The organism is Cellulosimicrobium sp. SL-1 (assembly GCF_011033075.1).
GTDB classification, from domain to species: domain Bacteria; phylum Actinomycetota; class Actinomycetes; order Actinomycetales; family Cellulomonadaceae; genus Cellulosimicrobium; species Cellulosimicrobium funkei.
The window spans coordinates 269,746-291,536 of sequence record NZ_JAACJC010000004.1 but is presented as its reverse complement, the minus strand read 5'-3'; the positions used below and the strand labels follow the sequence as shown (position 1 = coordinate 291,536).

Below are 21,791 nucleotides of genomic sequence, written 5' to 3'. Positions count from 1 at the left end.
GCCGGTCGACCCTGGGGAGAGCGGGCACCGGCTCGCGCGACCTCAGGAGGAGACATGCTCGACACGGCGTTCAGCGGGTTCTCGGTCGACGACGTCGACGCGGCGCGGCGGTTCTACGCGGACGACCTCGGCCTCACCGTCAGCGGGGACGACATGCTCTGGCTCGAGATCGGCGGCGGTGCGCGCGTGCTCGTCTACCCGAAGGGCGAGGCACACGCCCCGGCGTCGTTCACGGTGCTGAACTTCCCGGTCGCCGACGTGCCGGGCATGGTCGCCGCGCTCCGCGAGCGCGGCGTGGCGTTCGAGCGCTACGCGGGCACGCCCGTCGAGACGGACGACGACTTCGTCTTCCGCGGGGGCGGCCCGCTCATCGCGTGGTTCACCGACCCGGCGGGGAACGTGCTGTCGGTCATCCAGGACGACGACGCCTGACGCGTCAGCCGCCCAGCCCTTCCTCGCGCGCCCGCACGATCGCGGCGGCGCGGTCGCGGACGGCGAGCTTGGCGAGCACGTTCGCGACGTGGTTGCGCACCGTCTTGGGGCTCAGCACGAGCCGCCGGGAGATCGACGCGTTGTCGAGACCGGCCGCGACGAGGTCGAGCACCTCGCGCTCGCGGTCGGTGAGCTGGGGGAACGGCGCGCGCACGGCGGAGCGCCCGCCCACGACGTACGCCATCGCCCGGTCGGCGACGGACGGGGAGAGGATCATCGCGCCGTCGGCCACCGCGCGGACGGCGCGCTCGACCTCCGCGGGGCTCGCGGACTTCACGAGGAACCCGCGCGCCCCCGCGCGCACGGCCGCGACGACGGCGTCCTCGTCCTCGTGCATCGTCACGACGAGCACGCGCGCGGCCGGGTCCGCACGCACGAGGTCGCGCGTCACGTCCACGCCCGACCCGTCGCCGAGGTCGAGGTCCAGGAGCACGACGTCGGCCCGCGCCCCGGCGCCCGCATCCTCGCCGGGGTCGAGGTCGAGGTGGGTGCCGAGGCCGAGCAATGCGCGCGCCTCCGTGGCCGACGCCGCGCTCCCGACGACGCGCACGCCGTCGAACGAGTCCAGCAGCGCGGCCATGCCGAGCCGGAACACCGGGTGGTCGTCGACGACCGCGACCCGGATCACGACGCCGACCCGCGCGCGAGCGCCCCGGCCGGGACCAGCGGGAGCGTGGCGCGCACGCGCGTGCCCGGGCGCTCGCCGTCGGGCCGCACCGCGGCGACCTCGAGCCGGCCGCCGAGCTCGTCGGCCCGCTCGCGCAGCGACCGGGAGCCGACGCCGGCCACCGCGTCCGGCGCGACGCCCCGGCCGTCGTCCTCGCACGTGACGACGAGCGCGCCGTCCCCGAGCCGGACCGTCAGGCGGCACTCCGGCGCCCCGGAGTGCCGGGCGGCGTTGACGACGCTCTCGCTCGCGATCGCGTACGCGGCCGCGGCGACGCGCGGGTCGAGGCCCCCGCACGGGTCGCAGCGCACGTCCACGACGAACCCGCCGAGCGCCTGCCGCCCCGCGAGCTCGCCGAGCGCGACCTCCAGACCGTGCTCGTCGAGCGACGGCGGCAGGAGGCTGCGCGACAGCGCGCGCACGTCCTCGACGCGCTGCGCCACCTCCACCCCCAGGGCGTCCAGCACCGCGGCCGCGGCCTCGGGGTCGGTCCGCAGCGTGTTCCGCGCGCCCTGGAGCCCCAGGCGCAGGCCCACGAGCCACGGCCCGACGCCGTCGTGCAGCTCCCGGCGGATCACGCGCCGCTCGGCGAGGCGCGCGCGGGTCGTGGCGTCGCGCGCCTCCTCGAGCTCGTGCGCGCCCCGCGCGAGCGCGAGACCGGCGCCGAGCACGGGCAGGAGCTGCTCGAGCGCGTCCCGCGTCCGGGCGTCGAGCCGCTCGCCGGCCCGCGCAACGACGTGGACCCGGCCGAGCACGCGGCCGCCGTGCTCGACGGGGAGCGTGACGGCGTCCCCCACCGGATGGCTGCCGGGACCCGCCCAGGGTGCCGGGCCCGCGGGGCTGGCGGACGCCGTCGGGCCGGGTGCGGACCGCTCGATCGTCACACTCTCCAGGCGGAGCGCCTCGCGCACGCCGACGGCGAGGCTCACGACGAGGTCGTCGGCCGTCGACGCGGACGACAGGTGGCGGCCGACGCTCAGGGCCGCCCGGCCCGGATCGTTGCCCTCCCCGTAGACGAGCGTGCGCACGCGGTGCCGCAGCCACGTGTGCAGGGGCTGCACCGCGAGCGCGACCCCGACCGCCGCGACGACCTGCGCGGCGGGACCGTCGACGACGGTCGTCGCGAGGACGACGACCACGGCGTAGACGACGGCGAGGCCCACGGCCAGCATCGCGGCCACGGTCGCGCGCGAGAGGACGAGGTCGATGCCCCACAAACGGTTGCGCAGCACGCACACGAGGATCGCGGCGGGGAACAGCGCCTGGCACGCGAGGTGCGTGAGGGGGAGCGCGAGGAGCACGTCCGGGTCGGCCCACGTGCCGAGCAGCGGGAGGAACGACAGCGCCATGAGCGCCGTCCCGAGCGCGAGGAGGCCCAGCCCGCGCCGCTCCTCGACCGGCCCGCGGAACCGACGCCACGCCGTCGCGCCCGCGGTGACGAGCCCCATGACGACGACGCCGACGATCGCAGGGCGCGGGTCGTCGGAGGGAGCGAGGAAGAAGAAGGTGATGGACGCGACGCCGCCCGCGACCCCGCACCACGCGCCCGCGCCGAGCCGCCCGCCGCGCACGAACCACGGGACGAGGACGAAGAGCCCGACCGTGCCCGGCACCCACGCCCACCCGTAGGCGTCCGCGAGCGGCGTGAGCGGGGGCAGGCCGGGGTGGGTCGACGCGTAGCTGCGCCACCCGCCGCCCAGGGCCGCGACCCCGCCGCCGATCGCGGCGAGGGCCACGAGCCAACCCACGACGTGCGGCCGCCGCACCAGGATCACCGCCGCAACCGTGCCGTAGACGAGCGCGACCGTCGCGTCCACGACGACGAACAGCAGGTCGCCCAGCAGGAGCGGCACGCCGGACGTGAGCTGGAGCGCGAGCGCGGACACGCCGAGCACCCAGGCGAGGACGCCGATCGTCCAGCCCGTGCGGGGCATCCCGGCGCGGCCGGGCCCGGGCTCGGCCACGGGCCCACGGTAGGGCCGCGGCACGCGCGGCGAGAAGGGCCCGGGCGGGAGATCACCCGGCCGTGGACGACGGCGAGATCGGCGGTCCGGTGTGGGGTCGGCGGTCCAGACCGCCGATCCCGACCGGACCCGCCGATCTCGTCGCGCGTCGCTGATCTCGCGCGTCGCGCTCAGCGCCGGTCCCCGAGGGCGAAGCCGAGCGCGGTGACGAGCAGCCAGATCGGTCCGACGAACCCCGCCATGTACTGCAGCGGCGACACGCCCGTGAGGAGCGCGAGCCCGCCGAGCACGAACCCGACGACGCCGAGCCAGCGCGGCGCGGCCGCGTGCCGCAGCGCCGCGACGCCGAGCGCGACGCCCGCGACGCCCGCCCCGACCCACAGCCACGGGATCGTCGCGACCCAGTCGCTGTAGAACGCGCCCGACTCCGGGACGATGAGCGCCGTGTCGCCGAGGCCGAACAGGAACTGCGTGTCGAGGCCCGAACCCAGCAGCCCGGCGACGGAGACGAGCACGAGCCCCCAGCCCGCGACCGTCGGGAGGATCGACCCGGCGGGCGCCTGCCCGTCGAGCCGTCGCTTGAGCCCGGCGGCGAAGACGAGCACGAGCAGCGCGCACGCGATCGTCGCGGTGTGGAACACGATCTGCGTGCCCGTGCGGCCGGAGAGGTCGGCGACGATCGCCTCCGCGTCGCCCGCGGTCTCCTCCCAGTTGATGCCGAGCGCCATCGAGGACTGGATCGAGACCAGGCCGAGGACACCGGCGACGACCCCGGTCCAGGCCCACGCGCGGGGCGTCGTGCCGCGGGCGCGGCGGGGCGTGCCGTCGGCGACCGCCGACGGCGTGGTGAGCGAGCTGTCCTGCATGGGACGACCTTCCGTTCGAGGCCGCCTCCCGCGGCCGGGGCCCGTCACGCGGTGCGACGGCCCCCGCAGCGTCGGCCGGGCGGCGTCCCGGGTCCCAGGGGCAGGTGTCCCGACCTCCCGGGCAGGTCGCACGGGGCGGGCTCCCGCGCCGCACCAGCGGTTGCGGAACCTCCCGCGCGGCGGGACGGTTGCGGCATGATCCGGTTCCTGCTGAGCTTCGCGATCAACGTGGTCCTCGCCGCCGTGGGCCTCCTCGTCGCCGCGAACGTCTTCGACGGCGTCACGGTGCACGCCTCCGGGTTCACGGTCGCCGTCCTCGTGTTCGCGGTGGCCCAGGGGGTGCTCGCGCCCTTCGTGTTCAACGTCGCGCGCAAGTACGCGTCCGCGGTGCTCGGCGGCATCGGCCTCGTGTCGACGTTCCTCGCGCTGTGGATCGCGACGCTCGTGGGCGACGGCCTGGAGATCTCCGGGGCCTCCACGTGGATCGGGGTGACGGTCGTCGTCTGGCTGATCAGCGCGCTCGGCGGCTGGCTCCTCGGGTGGCTCGTCCTCACCCGCTGGTGGGACCGCCGCCAGGAGGACAAGCGCATCCGCGAGGCGACGGCGCGCGGCTGACGAGCCGCCGACCAGCCGGGTCTCCTAGGCCGACCCGGCGTCCTCCCGGCGCGCCCAGCGCTCGGCGTCGCGGAACCCGGCCTCCAGCGCTCCCAGGACCTCGTCGGTCGCGTCGACGACGGCGTCGGCGCCCAGCTCGCCCACGGTGCCGGTCCGCTCCAGGAGGTTGCGCATCGCGGGGGTCACCCCGACGAGGACGAGCCGGTTCCCCTGCGCGGCGAGCCGTCGGGCGGTGCGGTGGAACAGGTCGATCACCGCCGAGGAGGGGATGTCGGGGAGCGTCCGGAGCACGAGGACGAGCACGGCTCGCTCGGCGCCGGAGCCGTCGGGGAACTGGTCCTCGATGCGGGGGAGCGACGCGAAGAACGACGTCCCCGCGAACTCGAGCACGGTGACCTCGCCGGAGCGCAGCCGGGCGGGCGTCCGTCGCGACGTCCGCCAGCGCCCGTCGGGCTCGCGGGTGAGGAGGACGAGGCGGGACTGGCGCGCCGCCTGGACGCAGTACAGCAGGAGCGACAGGACCGCGCCGAGGACGATGGCCTGCTGGAGGGGGAGCTGGGTCGTCGCGGCGAACGTGACGACCATCGCGAGCGACGACAGGGGCGACGTCCGCAGCACGAGGAGGATCTCGTGGCGCTTGCCCCAGACGAGCTCGCCGCCGACGACGAGGATGAGCCCCCCGATCACCGGCATGGGGATGAGCTCGGCCAGGCCGCCGAGGAGCAGCACGACGAGCGCGAGGAACACGCCGCTCACGACGCCCGCCCAGCGGGTCCGGGCGCCCGCCTCGGCGGCGACGCCCGTGCGCGACATCGAGCCGCCGCTGGGCAGCGCCTGGAAGAGGCCGCCGGCCACGTTGGCCCAGCCCTGCGAGCGGAAGTCGGCGTCGGTGTCCGAGCGGGAGCCGTCGGGGTTGGGCATCGACGGCGCGATGGACGCGGCCTGCGCGAGGGCGACGAGCGCGACGGCGACGGCGCCCCCGACGAGCGCGGGCGCGACCGAGAGGTCGGGGAGCGACAGGCCCGGGAGGGCGGACGGGATCGAGGCGATGTCGGCGACCTGGCGCACGTCGATGCCTGCCGCGACCACGACGACGGTCACGACGACGAGGGACACGAGGAGCGCCACGGGCACGAGGCGGCGGACCGACCGGGCCAGCGCCCACACGAGGACGGTCACTGCCGCGACGAGCGTGGACGCGAGGTCCCACGACGTCACGTGGACGAGCCAGTCGCCGAGCTGGTACAGCCGGTTGTCGCCGCGCGGGTCGTACCCGGTCGCGTCGCCGAGGACCCCCGTGATGATCTGGAGCGCGATGCCGGTCGAGAAGCCCACCATGACGGCGTTGGACACGAAGCTCATCACGGCGCCGAGGCGCAGCGCGCCGAGCACGAGCATCACCAGGCCGACCATGATCGTCAGCGTCGCGACGTTGGCGGGGTCGGTCGGCTCGAGGCCGGCGGACGCGAGCACGCTCTGCGACGTGAGCGCGATGGCGCTCGTGAGCGTCGTGATCATGAGGACGGTCCGCGCGGTGAGCGAGCCGACGATCGCGGGCACGATGCCCGCGTAGAGGCCCGCGACCGGGTTGAACCCGGCGATGGAGGCGTACGCCATGCCCTCGGGGATGGAGAAGAGCCCGGTCACCATGCCCGAGACGACGTCGGAGCGGGTCGGTCGCCCCGCGCGGCGCAGCAGCCCGGCCGCCCCGCGCCGCCCGGGCGGTGGCGCGGCCGGGGCGTCGGCCGCGGCGCCGGTGTCGGTCGCCGCGTCGTCGTCACCGCGCTCCGCCACGACCACCGCCCTCCGCCGTGCGTGCCGGGCCGGGGGCGGTGGCGAGCGCGGGGAACTCGGGGGTTCCCGGGGGGAGGTCGACGCGCAGCGGGGGCATGGAGCGGGCGACGAGCCACAGCGGCAGGACGGCCACGCAGAGCACCGGGAGCAGGTGGACGTCGCCGACGGTCACGGCCGCCATGAAGAGGGCGAGCCAGCCGTCGCGCGCCACGACGAGGACGGCGCCGAGGACGGCGGCAGAGACGGCGATCGCGGGTGGCACGGCGGGGACGAGGGACGACGCCGAGAGGCCCAGGGCGACGCCGATGAACACCGCGGGGAAGATGCGGCCGCCTCGGAACCCGGCAGCAGCCGCGACGACGAGCGCCGCGACCTTGACGACCGCCATGAGCAGGATCGTGGACCAGGCGTACGTGTCGGCCTGCTGCGCGAGCTCCTTCATCTCGTCGAGGCCCTTGAACAGCGTGAGCGGCCCGCCGAGGAGCCCGAGCAGACCGAGGACGAGGCCGCCCGCACCGAGCGCGAGCACCGGGCTGCGGAGGCGGTGGAACAGCCTGTGCACGACCGGGAGGGCGACCACCGCGAGCGCCGTCACGAGAGCCGCGACGGCGCCGATCAGCACGCTGCTCGCGACGTCGCCGAGGGCCGGTCCGGGGTAGTCGGGCAGGTCGACGGAGAACGTCGGGGCCCCGACCGCCGTCATGGTGACGGCCCCCGCACCGGCCGCGGCCAGGGGCGCGAACAGCCGGTCGAACAGGGGGCCGCTCTGCCCGCCGCGCTCCGCGAAGCTCTCCGTGATGACGAGCGCCGCCGCGACGGGGGTGGCGAACATCGCGCCGATGGTCCCGGCCATCGCGAGCGCCACGGCGCCCGGGACGGGGACGCCGAACCGGGGGCGGCAGAGGAACCACGCGGCGAGCGCGACGTTGAGGGCGATGATCGGGTTCTCGGGCCCGAGGCTCACGCCGCCGGCGAGGCCGAGGACGAGGGCGAGGGCGAGGCCGGGCAGGGCGCGCAGGGGGAGCGGCTCGGAGACCAGCTCGGTCGTCGCGGGGTCGACGCCCGCGTGCCCCGGTGCCCACCGGACCGTGGCGCCCACGAGCAGCCCGGTGACGGTGAGCACGAGGACGGTCCACCACGTCCGCGTGCTCGCGACCCCCCAGGCCTCCGGCAGCCGGTCCCACACGAGGTGCTGGATCCAGGTCGCGAGCTCGGAGAGCGCGAGGAGCGTCAGGGCGCTGACGATCCCGACGACGAGGGCCGGCACCACGGAGCGCAGGAGGCGACCCGACGTCGTCCCGGCAGCCGGTGCGTCGGACACACGGGAAGAGAACCACGGGGGTGGTCGCAGCGCATCCGGAGCCTCGGCATCCCCCACCTCGCGGCCGCGCGGGACGCGGATGCTCGCCGCGCGCGACCCGGGACGCGGGGATACGTTCGACGCGTCACGGGGCGCGACGGCGCGCCCCCGCCGAACGAACGATCCGGAACGAGGTCTGACGTGGCAACGCTCACCGTGTGGAAGTTCGACACCCCCGAGGGCGCCCAGCGCGCCGAGGACGCGCTCCTCGCCCTCCAGAAGCAGGAGCTCATCCAGGTCCAGGACGCGGCCACCGTGTCCTGGGAGGAGGGCAAGAAGAAGCCGAAGACGCGCCAGGGGAACAACACGACGGCGATCGGCGCGCTCGGCGGCACGTTCTGGGGCCTGCTGTTCGGGCTCCTGTTCTTCGTCCCGCTCCTGGGCGCAGCGATCGGTGCGGCGTCCGGCGCCATCGCCGGCGCGCTGACGGACGTCGGCATCGACGACGACTTCATCGACTCCGTGCGCAGCAAGGTCACGCCGGGCACGTCCGCGCTGTTCGTCCTCACGTCGGGCGCCGTCGTCGACCGCGTGCACGAGGCGCTCCAGGCCGAGGGCATCCACGGCGAGCTCATCCAGACGAACCTCTCCGCCGACGAGGAGGCCAAGCTCCGCGCGGCCTTCGACGAGAACGCCTGAGCGGTCCAGGGCCCGCGGCGAGGCCGCACGGGTGAGGTGCCCGACGGCGGTGCGTGACGCCGTCGGGCACCTCGCCCGCTCGCGCGCCTCCGTCCGCGCGCCGTCGTTCCCGTAGCTCCCGCCGTCCCGCCCGGGACCGGACCACGAAGGAGGCCGCCCGTGGGCGCGGCGATCGGCCAGTCCCTCCCCGTCGCGGTCGGCGTGCTCGTGAGCCCGCTGCCGATCGTCGCCGTCGTGCTCATGCTCGTGAGCGGGCGCGCGAAGGCCAACGCCTTCGCGTTCCTCGTCGGCTGGTTCGTCGCGGTCGGTGCGGTGACGCTCGTCGTCGCCCTGGTGGCGGGGTCCGCCGTCCCGCAGGACGGCGAACCGCCGCTCTGGGCGGCGATCCTCAAGCTCGTCCTCGGCGTGCTGCTGCTCCTGCTCGCGCTCAAGCAGTGGCGGGGGCGCCCGCGCGACGGCGTCGACCCGCCCGCGCCCCGCTGGATGACCGCGATCGACGCGTTCACGCCCGCCAAGGCCGCCGGGCTCGCCGTGCTCCTCGGCGCGGTCAACCCGAAGAACCTGCTGCTCGTCGTCTCGGGCGGCGCCGCGATCGCGTCGGCCGCGCCGGACGACACGAACGCCCAGGTCGTCGCGGCCGTCGTGTTCGCCGTCGTGGCGAGCATCGGGGTGGCGGCGCCCGTCTTCATCTACCTCTTCATGGGCTCCCGCGCGGCCGCGATGCTCGACGCGCTCAAGGCCTGGATGACCCACAACAACGCGGTGATCATGGCCGTCCTGCTGCTCGTCCTCGGGGCGAAGCTGCTCGGCGACGGCATCGCGGCGCTCTGACCACGCCGGACCGTCCCGCTAGTCGATGCCCTCGGCGCGCCGTTCGTCGACCGTGCGCTCGGCCTCGAGGTTCGCCTCGCGGTTGCGGCGTCGGCGGCGGGCGGTGCGCCCGTCGCCGTCCTTGCCGTCGCCCTTCCCGTCCCCCTTGCCCCGGCCCGGGCCGTGGCCCTCGGCGTCCGGGTCGTGGAGCATGTGCGACTCGATGAGCTCGTGCCGCTGGAGGTAGGTGTTCCCGACTGCCTGGATCGTCGCGGCGATGGGCAGGGCGAGGAACGCGCCCAGCGCGCCGAACACCGCACCGAACGCGAGCACGACGACGAAGCTCACCGCCGGGTTCATCTCCAGCGCCCGGGCGGAGACCTTGGGCGAGAAGTACAGGTTCTCGAGCTGCTGGTACCCGATGATGAACGCGAGCACGCCCAGGGCCTGCGGCAGCCCCTGCGACGTGAGCGCGACGGCGACGGGCAGCGCGCCGCCGATGTACGTGCCGATCGTGGGGACGAACTGCGAGACGACGCCCGTGAACACCGCGAGCGGCAGGGCGTACGGCGTCTGGAGGATCAGCAGGAAGACGAACGTGAAGACGCTCGACAGCGCGGCGAGCACGATGCGCGAGTTGATGAAGTCCGACACCTTGACCTGGGTGATCTCCCAGAGGCGCAGCACCTCCTCCTGCCGGTTCGGCGTGAGCCAGCGGCACACGGCCGCCCGGAACCGCGGTCCCGCCGCGAGGAGGTAGTAGGTGACGAGGAGGATCGTCAGGCTCGCGAAGACCCCGCCGACGATCGTGGTCGTCACGACGATCGCGCCGGACGCGACGTCGTCGCCGAAGTCGTTGATGACCTGCTTGAGGAGGTCGTCGGAGTCCGGGATGACGACGTCGAAGCGGTCCGCGACGAAGTCCTGGATGCTCGCGTACAGCGCGGGGATCGACTGGACGAGCTGCACGAGCTGCTGGACGAACAGGTTCCCGAACAGCGCGAGCACGACGAGGATCCCGACGAGCGACCCCAGGAGCGCCACGGCGGCGGCCGCGCCCCGCCGCCAGCCGTGTCGCACGAGCCAGACGACGATCGGCTCGAGCGCGAGCGCGACGAAGAACGCGATGAGGATGTTGACGCCCAGTGCCTTGAGCTGACCGAGGGCGTACCAGGCGAAGATGCCGACGAACACCGCGACGACGGCCATCGCGAGCGCGCGGGGCACCCAGCGCGGCGGGCGCCGCGAGTCGTGCTGGACCGGGCGCGTGCCGGCGTCCGGGACGCCCGACCACGGGTCGTCGGTGGGGGGCGGGGTCGTCATGGCCACGAACCTAGCGGGGCCGCCGGGCAGCGGCCCCGGGACGCGCCGACCCTCCGGATGCCGAACCGGACGGCCGGTGCCACGATCGATCCGCACGCTCGTCCGGTCGGGGCTCCACGGTTCTCAGGAGGATGGCATGGCACGCTCGTCACAGGTGACGGCATGGGTCGGCTGGGTCTGGTTCGCCGGCATCGTGCTCGTCACGATCGGCTTCTTCAACGCCATCAGCGGCCTGGTCGCGGTGTTCTCCCCGAACAGCCTCGTCGGCGTCTCCGACGCGGGCATCGTCGTGCTCGACGTGTCGACCTGGGGGTGGATCCACCTCGTCATCGGGGTGCTGCTCGTCCTCACCGGCTTCGCCCTGCTCTCGGGCAAGGGATGGGCCCGCATGGTCGCCATCGTCCTGGTGGTGATCAACGCGATCGCCCAGTTCACGACGTTGCAGGTGACGCCCTGGTGGTCGCTGATCACCATCGTGCTCGACGTCTTCGTCCTGTGGGCGCTCGTCGTGCACGGCGACGAGGCCGAGCGCGCCGCACGCTGACCGCCGGCCCGGCACCGTCCTCGCCCCACGACCCGCTGACAGGAGCACCGTCCATGGCCACGTCCACCTTCGGCCCGGTCGAGATCGTCGCGGTCGCGTTCCCCACCGAGCGCATCCCCGACGGCATCCGTGCGGCCGTCCTCGAGGTGCTCGCGCAGGGCACCGTCACGCTCCTCGACCTCGCCGTGGTCCGGCGCTCGCGCGACGGCGACGTCGAGGTGCTCGAGGTGACCGACCTCGGCGACGAGCTCGCGATCACCGACGTCGAGCTCACCGCGGCCGGTCTCGCCGCCGAGGAGGACCTCGACCACGTCGCGGCCGGTCTCGCGCCGGGCACGTCCGCGGTCGTGCTCGTCGTCGAGCACACGTGGGCGCGCGCCCTGGTGGCCGCGACCCGCAGCGCCGACGGCGTCGTGCTCCTCAGCGAGCGCGTCCCCGCCGAGGTGGTCAACGAGGTCGCCGACCTCGCGCTCGCCGACGGCTGACCCGCTCGGCCCGGGCGTCCCGGCCCAGGCGCAAACCCGTCCGACAGACAGGAGTGACCACATGCTCGTCCGACGATTCGGGCGCCCCGGGCTCATCGGGACCGCCGCCCGCACCGCCGTCATCGCGGGCACGGCCTCCGCGACCGCGGGAGCCGTGAGGCGCCACCAGGCGAACCGCGCCCAGGAGTCGTGGGAGGCCCAGCGGGCCGCGGCCGCGCAGGACCAGGCGAGGGTCGAGGCGGCCGCGCAGCAGGCCGCGGCGCAGTACGCGCAGCCCGCTCCCGCGTCGGTGCAGGACGACCTCCTCGACCAGCTCGAGCGGCTCGGTCAGCTCCACTCCTCGGGCGTCCTGAACGACGCCGAGTTCGCCGCCGCCAAGGCCAAGCTGCTCGGCTGAGAGAAACGGAGAGAACGATGGCCACCTTCACCGTCTGGAAGTTCGACTCCCCCGAGGGCGCCGACGCGGCGTCCCGGATCCTCCACGACTCGGCGTCCGAGCACGCCGTCAAGATCGTCGACACCGCCGTCGTGTCGTGGCCCGAGGGCGCGGCCAAGCCGACGACGCGCCACGGCCACCAGGACGAGTGGCGCGGCACGGGCTGGGGCGCCTTCTGGGGCCTGCTGCTCGGGTCGCTGTTCTTCGCGCCCGTGCTGGGCGCCGCGGCCGGTGCGGCGATCGGCGCGTCGACGAAGGCGATGGAGGCCGTGGGGATCGACAAGGACCAGCTCGACCGCATCCGCGAGGGCGTGACGCCCGGGACGTCGGCGCTGTTCGTCGTCACCGAGGACGGCGACCTCGACCGCGTCGGCGAGCGGTTCCACGGGGTCCACGGCACGCTCGTCGCCACGAACCTCACGGACGCCGAGCGGAGCACGCTCCTCGAGACGTTCGGCTGACCCGCGGCGCGTCAGTCGTCGAGGCGCTCCGGGAGCCCGAACAGGGGAAACCACGAGGCCGTGTCGAGGAACGCGTTGATGGCCGTGACGCGGCCGCCCTCCGTCTCGACGACCTGGAGCGCCCACGGCTCGTGACCGCCGCCGGCCGCGCGGCGGTACTGGCCGAACCCGAACGTGCCGTTCACCGCGACCGGGACCATGCGCGAGCCCTCGCACTCGTACCCCGGGCCCGTCATCCACGCGACGATGTCCGCCTGGCCGCGCATCCACAGCGGGTACGGCGGCATCGACAGCGTCGCGTCCTCGTGCAGGATCGCGACCAGCGCGTCCATGTCGTAGCGCTCGAACGCGTCGAGGTAGCGCTCGAGCAGGAGCTTCTCCTCGTCGCCGAGGCCCGCGTTCGCCGCGACCGGCGCGGCGGACCCCGTCTCGTCGCCCAGCCCCGAGCTGTCCCAGTGCGCGCGCGCCGCGAGCGTGGCACGGGCGCGCTGCAGCGCGCTGTTCACCGACGCGACCGTCGTGTCGAGGAGCTCCGCGACCTCGCTCGCCTGCCAGCGCAGCACCTCGCGCAGCAGCAGCACCGCGCGCTGGCGGGGCGGCAGGAACTGGAGGGCGGCGACGAAGGCGAGGCGGATGGTCTCGCGCCCCACCGCGACCTGCGCCGGGTCGCCGTCGTGCGGGAGCACCCGGTCGTCGGGCACGGGCTCGACCCACGTCTCCTCCGGCAGCACCTGGCCCAGGTTCTCCAGCTCCGGGGCCTGCGGTCCGCCCAGGCCCATCGGGCGCTCGCGCCGCTTGCGCGCGCCGAGCGCGTCGAAGCACACGTTCGTCGCGATGCGGTAGAGCCACGAGCGCAGGGCCGAGCGGCCCTCGAAGCGGTCGTAGGACCGCCACGCGCGCAGGAACGTCTCCTGCACCGCGTCGTCGGCCTCGAACGACGACCCGAGCATGCGGTAGCAGTAGCCGGTGAGCTCGCGCCGGTGGCCGTCGAGGACGGCGTCGAGGTGCTCGCGGTCGGGCAGCGGGGCAGGGGCGTCGACGGGGGCGGCGGCGGTCGCGGTGGCGTCGCCGCGCAGGGTCGCGGGGGTGGCGAGGTCGGTCATGGTGCTGCCTCTCAGGACTCGGTCGTCTCGACGTGCACGAGGGGTCACGGGATCGCGCGCGGTGCCCGGGGGGAGTGGCCCACCTCACACACGCTACCGCCGCCCTCCGACACCGCACAGGGGCACCGGACGAGCGCACGGGTCAGCCGTCGAGGTCCAGCTCGAACCACACGGTCTTGGCCGCCCTGCCGTCGGCCGCACCGCCGTCGGCCGCACCGCCGTCGGCCGCACCGCCGTCGGCCGGGTCGCCGTGGGCTGCACCGCCGTCCGCGGGGCCGCCGTCGGCAGCGCTGTCGTCGGCCGGGTCGTCGTGGAGGTCGACGCCCCAGCGCGACGCGCACCGTTCCAGGAACTGCACGCCCCGGCCGCCCGTCTCCTCCGGCCGCGGCGAGCGCAGCCTCGGCAGCGCCGTCGACCCGTCCTCGACGCCGACCCGCACCACCCGGTGCCCGACCTCGAGCTCCGCCCGGACCGGCGTCGTGCCGTGCTGCACCGCGTTCGTGAGGATCTCGCTCGTCAGGAGCATCGCGACGCGGCGGACCGCGGGCGACACGTCGCAGCTCTCGAGCACGTCGTCGACCCACCGCCGTGCGGGGCCGATCGCCGTCGACGTGTGCTCGACCGGCCGCGTCAGCACCGACGGGCGCCCGGGCGCCGGCGCCCGCGGGACCGTGTGCCGCACGCGCAGGGCGAGGACCGCGACGTCGTCCCGCTGGTCGGCGACGAGGCGGCGGACGAGCGCGTCCGGGACGGCCGACGTCGCGGTGCCCGCGTGCTCGCCGAGGACGGACCGCAGGCCGGCGAGGCGCTCGGCGAACGAGGTGCCGCGGCGCTCGACGAGACCGTCGGTGTAGAGGAGCAGCGTGTCGCCCGGCGCGAGGCGCGTGCGGTGGTCGTGCCGCTGCGTGCTCGGCAGCACCCCCAGCATGAGGTCGGGCGCGGACTCGAGCGGGTCGACCGTCCCGTCGGCGCGCAGCACGAGGGGTGGGGGGTGCCCGGCGTTGGACCACGTGAGGTCGAACCCCTGCGGGGTGCGGTCGAGCCGCACGACGACGGCCGTCGCGCTGGAGTGCAGCGCCAGCCCGCGGTTCGCGCGGTCGAGCAGGCGCAGCAGCACGGCGGGCGGCTCGTCCTGGCACCAGGCGAACGTCCGCAGCATCGACCGGAGCTGGCCCATCTGCGCCGCGGCACGCATGTCGTGCCCGGTGACGTCCCCGATCATGAGCACGCACGCGTCGTCGTCGAGCACCACCGCGTCGTACCAGTCGCCGCCGACCTGGTCCGTGCGGGTCGCGGACGCGTACGTCGCCGCGAGCTCCGCGCCGCGCACCGGCGGTAGCTCGGTGAGCATCGCGGCCTGGAGGGTCGCCGCGACGCGGTGGCGCTCCTCGAGCAGACGGACGCGCTCGACGGCGTGCGCGACGTACGACGCGATCGTCGTCTCCGTCTTCACGGCGTCGTCGTCGAACTCGCGGACCGTGTCCCACGCGAGCGCCACCACGCCCAGGAGGCGGTCGTCCGCGAGCACGGGCACGAACGAGCGCGCCTCGACCGTGTCGGGCGCGATGAGCGACGCGGCCTCGGGGAACCGCTCGCCGTACTGCACGTGGTCACGGAAGAACAGGGGCTCGCGCGTCCGTGCCGCGGTCGACGCGGCCCGCTCCGCGTCCACGCGCATGCGGCGGAACGACGCCGGGACCCCCGGCTCCAGGTGGTCCAGCGTCGTGAACTCGAGGCGGGTGCCGGCGCCGTCGAGCAGCGCGAGCCCGGCGTAGCGCGCGCCGATGGCCGCCCCCACGGCGGCCAGCCGCTCGGCGACGTCGCGGACGGACGTCGCGGCGGCGAACGACTCGGACAGCTCCAGGAGCAGACGCGACCGCTTGTTCGCCGCGAGCGCGACGCGCTGCATGCGCTTCGCGCGGGCCTGCGCCAGGCGCAGCCGGAGCTCGGACGTGCACGCGGACGCCAGGTCCGCGAGCGTCGCCAGCTCGTCGTCCGACCAGGTGCGGGGCCGCGCGTCGAACGCGCACAGCGACCCGACCGCCCGGCCCTGCGGGTCGAAGATCGGGAAGCCTGCGTAGGCGACGACCCCGATGTCGTCGACGGCCCGCAGCGTGGCCAGGTGGGGGACGGTGCGCGCGTCCTCGACCACGAGCGGGCGCGCCTCGTTCGCCACGAACTGGCAGAACGTGTGGCTGCGGGGGGTGCGGCGGGCCGACTGGTACGGCTCGGGCACGCCGTGCGCGCCGGGCAGCACCGCCTCGTCGTCGAGGACCAGCGTGACGAGCGCCGACGACACCCCGAGCTGCCGGTGCACGAGCCGCGCGAAGCGGTCGAACGACTCGTCCGCCGCGGGCTCGGCGAGCCCCGCCTGGACGAGCTCGTGGATCGCCTGGGCGTCGGTCATGGTCCAGTATCACCGGGACGAGCCTGGTCAAACAGCGCAACCCGCCCAGCGCGGCGCGGCGCCGGGGGTGAAATCGGACAGAAGGGAACGTCGCGGGCAGGTGCTGCGTGTTCCGCTCGTGAGACGACGACACGACGACGGCCGCCCGCCGAGCAGGGCGGCACGGTGAGCGCGCGGGACCGCCCCGGGCGGTACGAGCTCGTGCTCGAGCAGGGGGACGGGGTGGTGGGGGACGAGGAGCGAGGGCCCGACGACGAGTGGCCGCCCGAGGCGCCGCTCGAGGTCGACGTGGTCGCCCGCCGCACGCGCGACGAGGAGTTCACCGCGTTCGTGCGCGAGGCCCGCGACCCGCTGCACCGCATGGCGTACCTCCTGTGCGGGGACCGGCACCGCGCGGAAGAGCTCACGCAGCACGCCCTGGAGCGCACCTACCGCGCCTGGCCCCGCGCGGCGCAGCACGACCCGCTCGCCTACGCGCGCCGGGTCCTCGCGAACCTGCGGATCGACACGTGGCGCCGCACCCGGCGCGAGGTGCTCGCCGGGCCGGACGAGCTGTCGTCCGCCGAGCGAGCGGCCCGTCCGGTGGGGCGCGACGGCGGGGCGGTCACCGCCGCGGTCGACGACCGGGACGCCGTCGTGCGCGCGCTCCTCGCGCTCCCCGTCCGGCAGCGGCGCGTCGTCGTGCTGCGCCACCTGCTCGACCTCAGCGAGAACGAGGTCGCGGCCGAGCTCGGCATGCCCGTCGGCACCGTGAAGTCGACGGCGTCGCGCGGCCTCGCCCGGCTCCGCACGCTCCTCGACGCCCCCGACGGCGGTGCCCCCACGACCAGCGGAAGGACAGCCCGATGAGCCGCGAGACCGGTTCGACGCCCACCCCGCCCGACGACGACTTCCTCCTGCGGCTGCGACGCTCGGCCGACGACGCCGTCCCGCCCTCCACGCTCGACCTCGACGTGGTCCTGCGGTCGAGCCGGCGCGGTGCGCAGCGGCGCCGGTCCCTCGCGGGGGTCGCGGGCGTCGTCGCGCTGGGGCTCGTCGGGACGGGCGTCGTCACGGCGGGCGGCCCCGGCGGCGTGCGCGAGCTCGCGCGCGAGGTCGTCACCGGCTCTCCGGGGTACGAGGTGCTCGTCGACGAGCCGACCACGGTCGACGTCGCGCCCGGCGTCGTCGCCGTCACCGAGCCCGCGACGTACCTGCGCGACGACGGCACGTACGTCCTCGACCTCGGCCTCGGCGCGTGGCGCGACGGCGAGCGGTTCCTCGTCGAGTACGACCCGGGCGCCGAGGCGGAGGGGTCCGCGCCGGCCATGCGTGTGGTGGCTGGCGACAGCGGCGACCTCCGACGCCTCCGGCGGGGTGAGGATGCCGGCACCGTCGTGCGCTCCGGTCACGCGAAGATGGCCGTCGTGGAGCGCGCCGCGAGCGACGAGCGGCTCGTTCTCGGGTTGTCACCGTTCGACGGCGACGGGGAGCTCTGGGCCGTGCTCGCGGGCGAGGTCACGGACGCGGCGGGGGCGTCCGTGACCAGCCTCGTGGTGCCGACCAGCGTCCACGGCGGACGCGTCCTCTACGCGATGCTGCTCGGCACCTCGGGCGCTCCCGGTCCGGAGATCCGCGGTCTGACCTCGTACGACACCGAGGTGTGGAGCACCGAGACGTGCGAGAGCGCCGGACAGGGCGAGGACGGGTTCTCCGCCTGTCGTACCGAGTACGACCCGCGGACGGGCAGGTCCGACGCGCTGCTGCGCGTGCCTCCGACAGGTGACCCAGCAGTCCTGGGCGCGCTGCGCTCCGTCGTGGAGGAGCGCGGCGACCCGGACGTGTACGCGCTCCTGGGCGCGTGCCTGGACGCGCGGGGCGAGCCCCGGTCCACGCCGGCCACCGGAGGGTCCCTCGACGTCCCGCCGGGGGTGCGGGGTGACACCTGGCGGCAGTGCCTCATGGACGCCGCGCTCGTGCGCGACGAGTTCTGGCGGGACCACCGAGACGCTCAGTCGGCGGGATGACGACCCGTCAGGTGCCCCCGCGGGCCCGGAGGTCCGTGACCGCGTGCTCGGCGCCCTGCGCGTCGAGGTAGGTGCCGCCGCGGACCTCGGGGACGAGCGCGCCGTCGGGCCCGGCCGTGAAGCGGTGCACGAGCGGGTGCCCGGTGGGCACGTCGAGGTCCTGGACCTCCTCGGGCGTGAGGTCGTCGACGAGCACGGACAGGGCGCGCAGCGAGTTGCCGTGCCCGACGACGAGCACCGCCTCCCCGTGCACGAGCCGTGTGCGGGTGGCGGCCCAGAAGGGGCGCAGGCGCTCGACGACGTCCGCGAGGGACTCGGCGTCCGGCCGCAGGGTGGCGCGCGCGGCGTCGGGCAGGCGCAGGAGCGTGTCGTCGACGAGGGCGCGCGCCGGGTCGTCGTCGGCGAGCGGTGGCGGCCGGTGCAGGTACGACCGGCGGTAGCGCCAGTAGGCGGCCTCGCCGTAGTCGCGGCGGACGACGTCGCGCAGCTTGTCGGTGAACGCGCCGTAGTGCCGCTCGACGAGCCGCCACTCGACCGCGAGCGGCGGCGGCCCGGGCAGGGCCTCGGCCACGACGGCGGCCGTCGCGGACGCGCGCACGAGCGGCGAGGTCACGACGCGCCGCGGGGCGAGCGCGGGCTCGCGCGCGACGGCGTCCGCGAGGAGCCGCGCCGCGCGGCGCGCCTCGGCGACCCCGACGTCGGAGAGCGGCACGTCGAGCAGCCCGGTGAAGCGGTCGCCCGCGTTGAACGTGCTCTGCCCGTGCCGCACGAGCACGAGCACCCCGGGCGACGGGTCCACGCGTCAGACCTCGAGCAGGCCGCGCTGGTGCGCGAGCGAGACGGCCTCGGCGCGCCCCGACGCCCCGAGCTTGGCGAGGACGTTCGACACGTGCACGCTCACGGTCTTCCCGGAGATGAACAGGCGCTCGCCGATCTGCCGGTTGGTCAGGCCCTGCGCGACGAGCAGCAGGACCTCCTCCTCGCGCTCGGTGAGGACGGCCGTCGTGGACCGGCGGACGCCGGGCAGGTCCAGGCGACCGCGCCGCCCGAGCGCGCGGACCGCCTCGGCGAGCGGCGCCGCGCCCATGGCCTCGGCCTCCTCGAGCGCCTGCGCCGCCTCGATCTCGGCGGCGTTGCGGTCGCCCGCCCCGAGCAGCGCCTGGGCCCACCGGAACCGGGACCGCGCGACCTCGTACCGGTAGCCGTAGTCGAAGAGGCGCGTCGTCTCCTCCCACAGCGCGGGGTCGTCCGTGCCGGTGAGGCGCGAGTGCTCGGCCGCGGCGCGCGCGAGCCATGCGCGGCCCTCCGGCCCGAGCCGCCCCCCGCGGGGGCGGCCGCGCTCGGCGGTCGTGCGGGCGGCGTCGAGCAGCTCGGCCCCGCGGGCGACGAGCTCGCGGACCGTGGCGGCCCCGGCCGCGCCCTGGAGGCGGGCGGCGTCCGCGGCGTCGGCGAGCGCGGCGAGCGCGAGGGCGGAGATCCAGATGCGGCCCAGGAAGTAGTCGCTCCACGTGCGGCCCAGGTGGTCGACGAGCTCGACGGCGAGCGCCACCGCCTCGTCGCGGCGCCCGGCCCACGTGAGGGCGTCGATCGAGCAGCCGCCCGAGATGAGCGCGATCTGCCCGTCCCGGAACCAGTCGCGCCGCAGCGCGGTGCCCCGCGCGATCGCGTCCGCGTCGCCGCGCGCGACGGCGGCGTAGAGCTGGACGCACGAGAGCTGCGGCGCGGAGCCCTCGGGCATGGTCTCGCCCGCGGTGTCCGTGGGGGTGAGGTCGCCGAGCACGTACCGGACGAGGTCGCGGAACAGGCGCAGCTCGACGCCGTACGCGCTCCACCCGAGGCCGGTCGCCCGCGCGCGGTCGAGGCCGTCCTCCGTGACCTGGAGGGCCTCGTCGATGCGGCCCGCGTAGTAGCGGTTCGCGGCGATGTTGTACCAGCAGCGCAGCTCGGTGAGGATGTCGCCCGCCTCGACCGCGCGCTCGCGGGCCTGGGCCAGCAGCACCGCGGCGCGGTCGTCGTCCGCGACCTCGAGGATCGCCATCGTGGTCAGCACGTCGGCCTCCACGTCGGGCGCGTCGAGGCGGTGCGCGACGTCGATCGCCTCCGCCGCGACCTCGGCGGCGAGCTCGTCGAGGTCGGCGTTCATCGCGGCGCGCGCCCGCATGGCCAGCGTCCACGCGCGGTCGAGCGACGGCGGCTCGACGGGCAGGACGGCGAGCGCCGCCTCGGTGTGCGCGAGGGTCTCCTCGACCTCCTCCGTGCCGAGCAGGTACCGGGACAGCACGTGCCGCAGCGACGCCTGCCGCATCGGGTCGTCGGCGGTGCCCTCGACGACGCGTCGTGCGAGCGCGACGGCGCGGTCCGGCTCGCCCGCGCGGCTCGCGGCCCCGGCGGCGGCGAGCGCGACGGTGACGCGGTCTTCGCCGAGGAGGGTCGCGGCGTCGGGCACGGCCTGCCACAGCGCGAGCACCTGCTCGAGGTGCCGGAGCTCCTCCGCGGGCGCGAGCACGCGCGCCGCCTTGCGCGCCGCGGCGCGCGACGCGGTGAGCGCGGCCGGGAGGTCGTGCGCGGCGAGCGCGTGGTGGGCCCGCAGGGCGGGGGAGCCGAGCGCCGGGTCGTCGTCGAGCGCCGCGAGGTACGCGCGGTGCACGCCGACGCGCTCGCCCGGGAGCAGGTCGGAGGCGACCGCCTCGGCGAGCAGCGCGTGCCGGAACACGACCGTGTCGCGCGCGCCGTCGCCCTCGACTGCGAGGACGTGGTGCGCGATGGCCTCGCGCAGGGCGGCGTCGAACGGACGCCCGGACGACCGGTCCGCGGGCTCGCCCGCGTCGGTGTCCCGCGCCAGCGCGGCCCGCAGGAGCGGCTCGCTCACCTGGCGTCCCGAGACCGACGCGACGCGCACGAGGTGCTGGACGGCCGGGTCGAGCCCCTCCAGGCGGGCGCGCAGCACGTCCGCGAGCGACCACGGCAGCTCGTCGCCCAGGCCCGACTCGACGAGCTCCTCGGCGAAGTAGGCGTTCCCCTCGGAGCGCGTGCGCACGGACTCGAACGCCGCGGGCGGCAGCGGGCTGCCGGCGAGCGCCGTCGTGAACTCCCGCAGCTCGCGCTCGGTGAACGGCGAGAGCTGCACGTGCTCGACGCGCGGGTGGCGCAGCAGCTCCGCGAGCACCGGGCGCAGGGGGTGGCGGCGGTGCAGGTCGTCCGCGCGGTAGCTCGCGACGACCAGGACGTGCTCCGCGCGCAGGCGTGCGACGACGAAGCGCAGGACGTCGCGGCTCGACGGGTCCGCCCAGTGCAGGTCCTCGACGACGAGCACGAGCGGCGCCTCGGGCGTCCCGGACGCCGCGATCGCGGCGGCGACGCTCTCGAAGAGCTGGAGGCGCTCGCCCTGGCTCTGCTCGTCGTCGGCCGGGGTGCCGGCGTCGAGCAGGCGTGCGAGCGCGGGCCGGGCCGCGACCGTCTCGTCGACGGCGGGGTGCTGGGCGCGCAGGGTCGTGAGCGCCTCGGAGAAGGGGAGGTAGGGGAGGCCGACCTCGCCGAGGTCGACGCAGTGGCTCCACACCACCGTCGCGCCCGTCCCGGCCGCGAGCTCCGCCGCGCGCGTGAGCAGGCGCGTCTTGCCCACCCCCGCGTCCGCACCGACGAGCACGACGCCCGGCTCGCCGCGGCGCGCGCGCTCGACCGCCGCGGCGAGCACGTCGAGCTCGGCCGCGCGGGCCACGAAGGGCGCGCGCGTGGAGGGTCGGGGCACGGTCCCCATACTCGCAGCGGGCACCGACACGTGACCAGCCGATCGGCCGCCAACGGCCGGGCGGGACCCCT

General features: G+C 75.7%; 20 protein-coding genes. 10 read left to right on the top strand and 10 right to left on the bottom strand.

Annotated features, from left to right (window positions below):
- Nucleotides 1-54: 54 nt before the first annotated feature.
- A complete protein-coding gene (locus tag GWJ10_RS07960; RefSeq protein WP_163186659.1) occupies nucleotides 55-432 on the top strand; it encodes a VOC family protein in 378 nt (125 codons plus the stop codon).
- A gap of 4 nt (nucleotides 433-436) precedes the next feature.
- Here the strand turns inward: GWJ10_RS07960 and GWJ10_RS07955 are convergent, their stop codons facing one another.
- The 3 genes from GWJ10_RS07955 to GWJ10_RS07945 all read right to left on the bottom strand — a co-directional run bounded on the left by GWJ10_RS07955 (nucleotide 437) and on the right by GWJ10_RS07945 (nucleotide 3,989).
- The gene (locus tag GWJ10_RS07955; protein WP_163186657.1) at nucleotides 437-1,120 is read right to left on the bottom strand and encodes a response regulator transcription factor; all 684 of its coding nucleotides are present in this window, start codon (nucleotides 1,118-1,120) and stop codon (nucleotides 437-439) included.
- Entirely contained in the window at nucleotides 1,117-3,123 is a 2,007-nt protein-coding gene (locus GWJ10_RS07950; RefSeq protein ID WP_241005712.1) for a histidine kinase, read from the bottom strand. The genes GWJ10_RS07955 and GWJ10_RS07950 overlap by 4 nt, the downstream gene beginning before the upstream one ends.
- Before the next feature lie 170 nt (nucleotides 3,124-3,293).
- Complete coding sequence (locus GWJ10_RS07945; protein WP_061268382.1) at nucleotides 3,294-3,989, bottom strand: hypothetical protein; 696 nt, start codon at nucleotides 3,987-3,989, stop codon at nucleotides 3,294-3,296.
- 195 nt (nucleotides 3,990-4,184) lie between these two features.
- Here GWJ10_RS07945 and GWJ10_RS07940 point away from each other — a divergent pair, with 195 nt between their 5' ends.
- Nucleotides 4,185-4,604: a phage holin family protein gene (locus GWJ10_RS07940; RefSeq protein WP_021483470.1), complete on the top strand. Its 420-nt coding sequence runs from the start codon at nucleotides 4,185-4,187 to the stop codon at nucleotides 4,602-4,604.
- A gap of 24 nt (nucleotides 4,605-4,628) precedes the next feature.
- On the opposite strand, the gene GWJ10_RS07935 is transcribed toward GWJ10_RS07940, so the two are convergent.
- Together GWJ10_RS07935 and GWJ10_RS07930 are read right to left on the bottom strand one after the other, a co-directional pair.
- Nucleotides 4,629-6,398 carry a SulP family inorganic anion transporter gene (locus tag GWJ10_RS07935; protein WP_206158370.1) on the bottom strand — a complete coding sequence of 590 codons (1,770 nt, stop codon included), beginning with the start codon at nucleotides 6,396-6,398 and terminating at the stop codon, nucleotides 4,629-4,631.
- Nucleotides 6,382-7,719 carry an ion channel protein gene (locus GWJ10_RS07930; protein ID WP_206158369.1) on the bottom strand — a complete coding sequence of 446 codons (1,338 nt, stop codon included), beginning with the start codon at nucleotides 7,717-7,719 and terminating at the stop codon, nucleotides 6,382-6,384. Before GWJ10_RS07930 ends, GWJ10_RS07935 begins: the two co-directional genes overlap by 17 nt.
- A gap of 180 nt (nucleotides 7,720-7,899) precedes the next feature.
- Here GWJ10_RS07930 and GWJ10_RS07925 point away from each other — a divergent pair, with 180 nt between their 5' ends.
- Both GWJ10_RS07925 and GWJ10_RS07920 read left to right on the top strand, forming a co-directional pair.
- Nucleotides 7,900-8,397 carry a DUF1269 domain-containing protein gene (locus tag GWJ10_RS07925; protein ID WP_061268380.1) on the top strand — a complete coding sequence of 166 codons (498 nt, stop codon included), beginning with the start codon at nucleotides 7,900-7,902 and terminating at the stop codon, nucleotides 8,395-8,397.
- A 159-nt stretch (nucleotides 8,398-8,556) separates the two neighbouring features.
- Entirely contained in the window at nucleotides 8,557-9,228 is a 672-nt protein-coding gene (locus GWJ10_RS07920; RefSeq protein WP_163186656.1) for a GAP family protein, read from the top strand.
- Between the two features lie 18 nt (nucleotides 9,229-9,246).
- Here the strand turns inward: GWJ10_RS07920 and GWJ10_RS07915 are convergent, their stop codons facing one another.
- Complete coding sequence (locus GWJ10_RS07915) at nucleotides 9,247-10,530, bottom strand: AI-2E family transporter (RefSeq protein ID WP_241005711.1); 1,284 nt, start codon at nucleotides 10,528-10,530, stop codon at nucleotides 9,247-9,249.
- 136 nt (nucleotides 10,531-10,666) lie between these two features.
- On the opposite strand from GWJ10_RS07915, the gene GWJ10_RS07910 reads away from it, so the two are divergent.
- From GWJ10_RS07910 to GWJ10_RS07895, 4 genes are all read left to right on the top strand, one after another.
- Entirely contained in the window at nucleotides 10,667-11,074 is a 408-nt protein-coding gene (locus GWJ10_RS07910; RefSeq protein ID WP_061268379.1) for a hypothetical protein, read from the top strand.
- Between the two features lie 53 nt (nucleotides 11,075-11,127).
- Nucleotides 11,128-11,559, top strand: coding sequence for a DUF6325 family protein (locus GWJ10_RS07905; protein WP_061268378.1), 432 nt, complete (start codon nucleotides 11,128-11,130; stop codon nucleotides 11,557-11,559).
- Between the two features lie 61 nt (nucleotides 11,560-11,620).
- Complete coding sequence (locus tag GWJ10_RS07900) at nucleotides 11,621-11,956, top strand: SHOCT domain-containing protein (RefSeq protein ID WP_061268377.1); 336 nt, start codon at nucleotides 11,621-11,623, stop codon at nucleotides 11,954-11,956.
- A 17-nt stretch (nucleotides 11,957-11,973) separates the two neighbouring features.
- A complete protein-coding gene (locus tag GWJ10_RS07895) occupies nucleotides 11,974-12,456 on the top strand; it encodes a DUF1269 domain-containing protein (protein WP_021479816.1) in 483 nt (160 codons plus the stop codon).
- Between the two features lie 11 nt (nucleotides 12,457-12,467).
- On the opposite strand, the gene GWJ10_RS07890 is transcribed toward GWJ10_RS07895, so the two are convergent.
- Both GWJ10_RS07890 and GWJ10_RS07885 read right to left on the bottom strand, forming a co-directional pair.
- Entirely contained in the window at nucleotides 12,468-13,559 is a 1,092-nt protein-coding gene (locus tag GWJ10_RS07890) for a sigma-70 family RNA polymerase sigma factor (protein ID WP_083711369.1), read from the bottom strand.
- A 142-nt stretch (nucleotides 13,560-13,701) separates the two neighbouring features.
- Entirely contained in the window at nucleotides 13,702-15,966 is a 2,265-nt protein-coding gene (locus tag GWJ10_RS07885) for a SpoIIE family protein phosphatase (protein WP_163186654.1), read from the bottom strand.
- A gap of 288 nt (nucleotides 15,967-16,254) precedes the next feature.
- Between GWJ10_RS07885 and GWJ10_RS07880 the strand changes: the two genes are divergently transcribed.
- Both GWJ10_RS07880 and GWJ10_RS07875 read left to right on the top strand, forming a co-directional pair.
- Nucleotides 16,255-16,815: a SigE family RNA polymerase sigma factor gene (locus GWJ10_RS07880; protein ID WP_241005724.1), complete on the top strand. Its 561-nt coding sequence runs from the start codon at nucleotides 16,255-16,257 to the stop codon at nucleotides 16,813-16,815.
- Nucleotides 16,812-17,972: a hypothetical protein gene (locus GWJ10_RS07875; RefSeq protein ID WP_163186652.1), complete on the top strand. Its 1,161-nt coding sequence runs from the start codon at nucleotides 16,812-16,814 to the stop codon at nucleotides 17,970-17,972. Before GWJ10_RS07880 ends, GWJ10_RS07875 begins: the two co-directional genes overlap by 4 nt.
- A gap of 7 nt (nucleotides 17,973-17,979) precedes the next feature.
- On the opposite strand, the gene GWJ10_RS07870 is transcribed toward GWJ10_RS07875, so the two are convergent.
- Both GWJ10_RS07870 and GWJ10_RS19995 read right to left on the bottom strand, forming a co-directional pair.
- Nucleotides 17,980-18,771 carry a 2,3-bisphosphoglycerate-dependent phosphoglycerate mutase gene (locus GWJ10_RS07870; protein WP_144681340.1) on the bottom strand — a complete coding sequence of 264 codons (792 nt, stop codon included), beginning with the start codon at nucleotides 18,769-18,771 and terminating at the stop codon, nucleotides 17,980-17,982.
- A gap of 3 nt (nucleotides 18,772-18,774) precedes the next feature.
- Nucleotides 18,775-21,720 (bottom strand): helix-turn-helix transcriptional regulator, encoded by a 2,946-nt coding sequence (locus GWJ10_RS19995; protein WP_277394946.1) that lies wholly within the window; start codon nucleotides 21,718-21,720, stop codon nucleotides 18,775-18,777.
- Nucleotides 21,721-21,791: the final 71 nt, after the last annotated feature.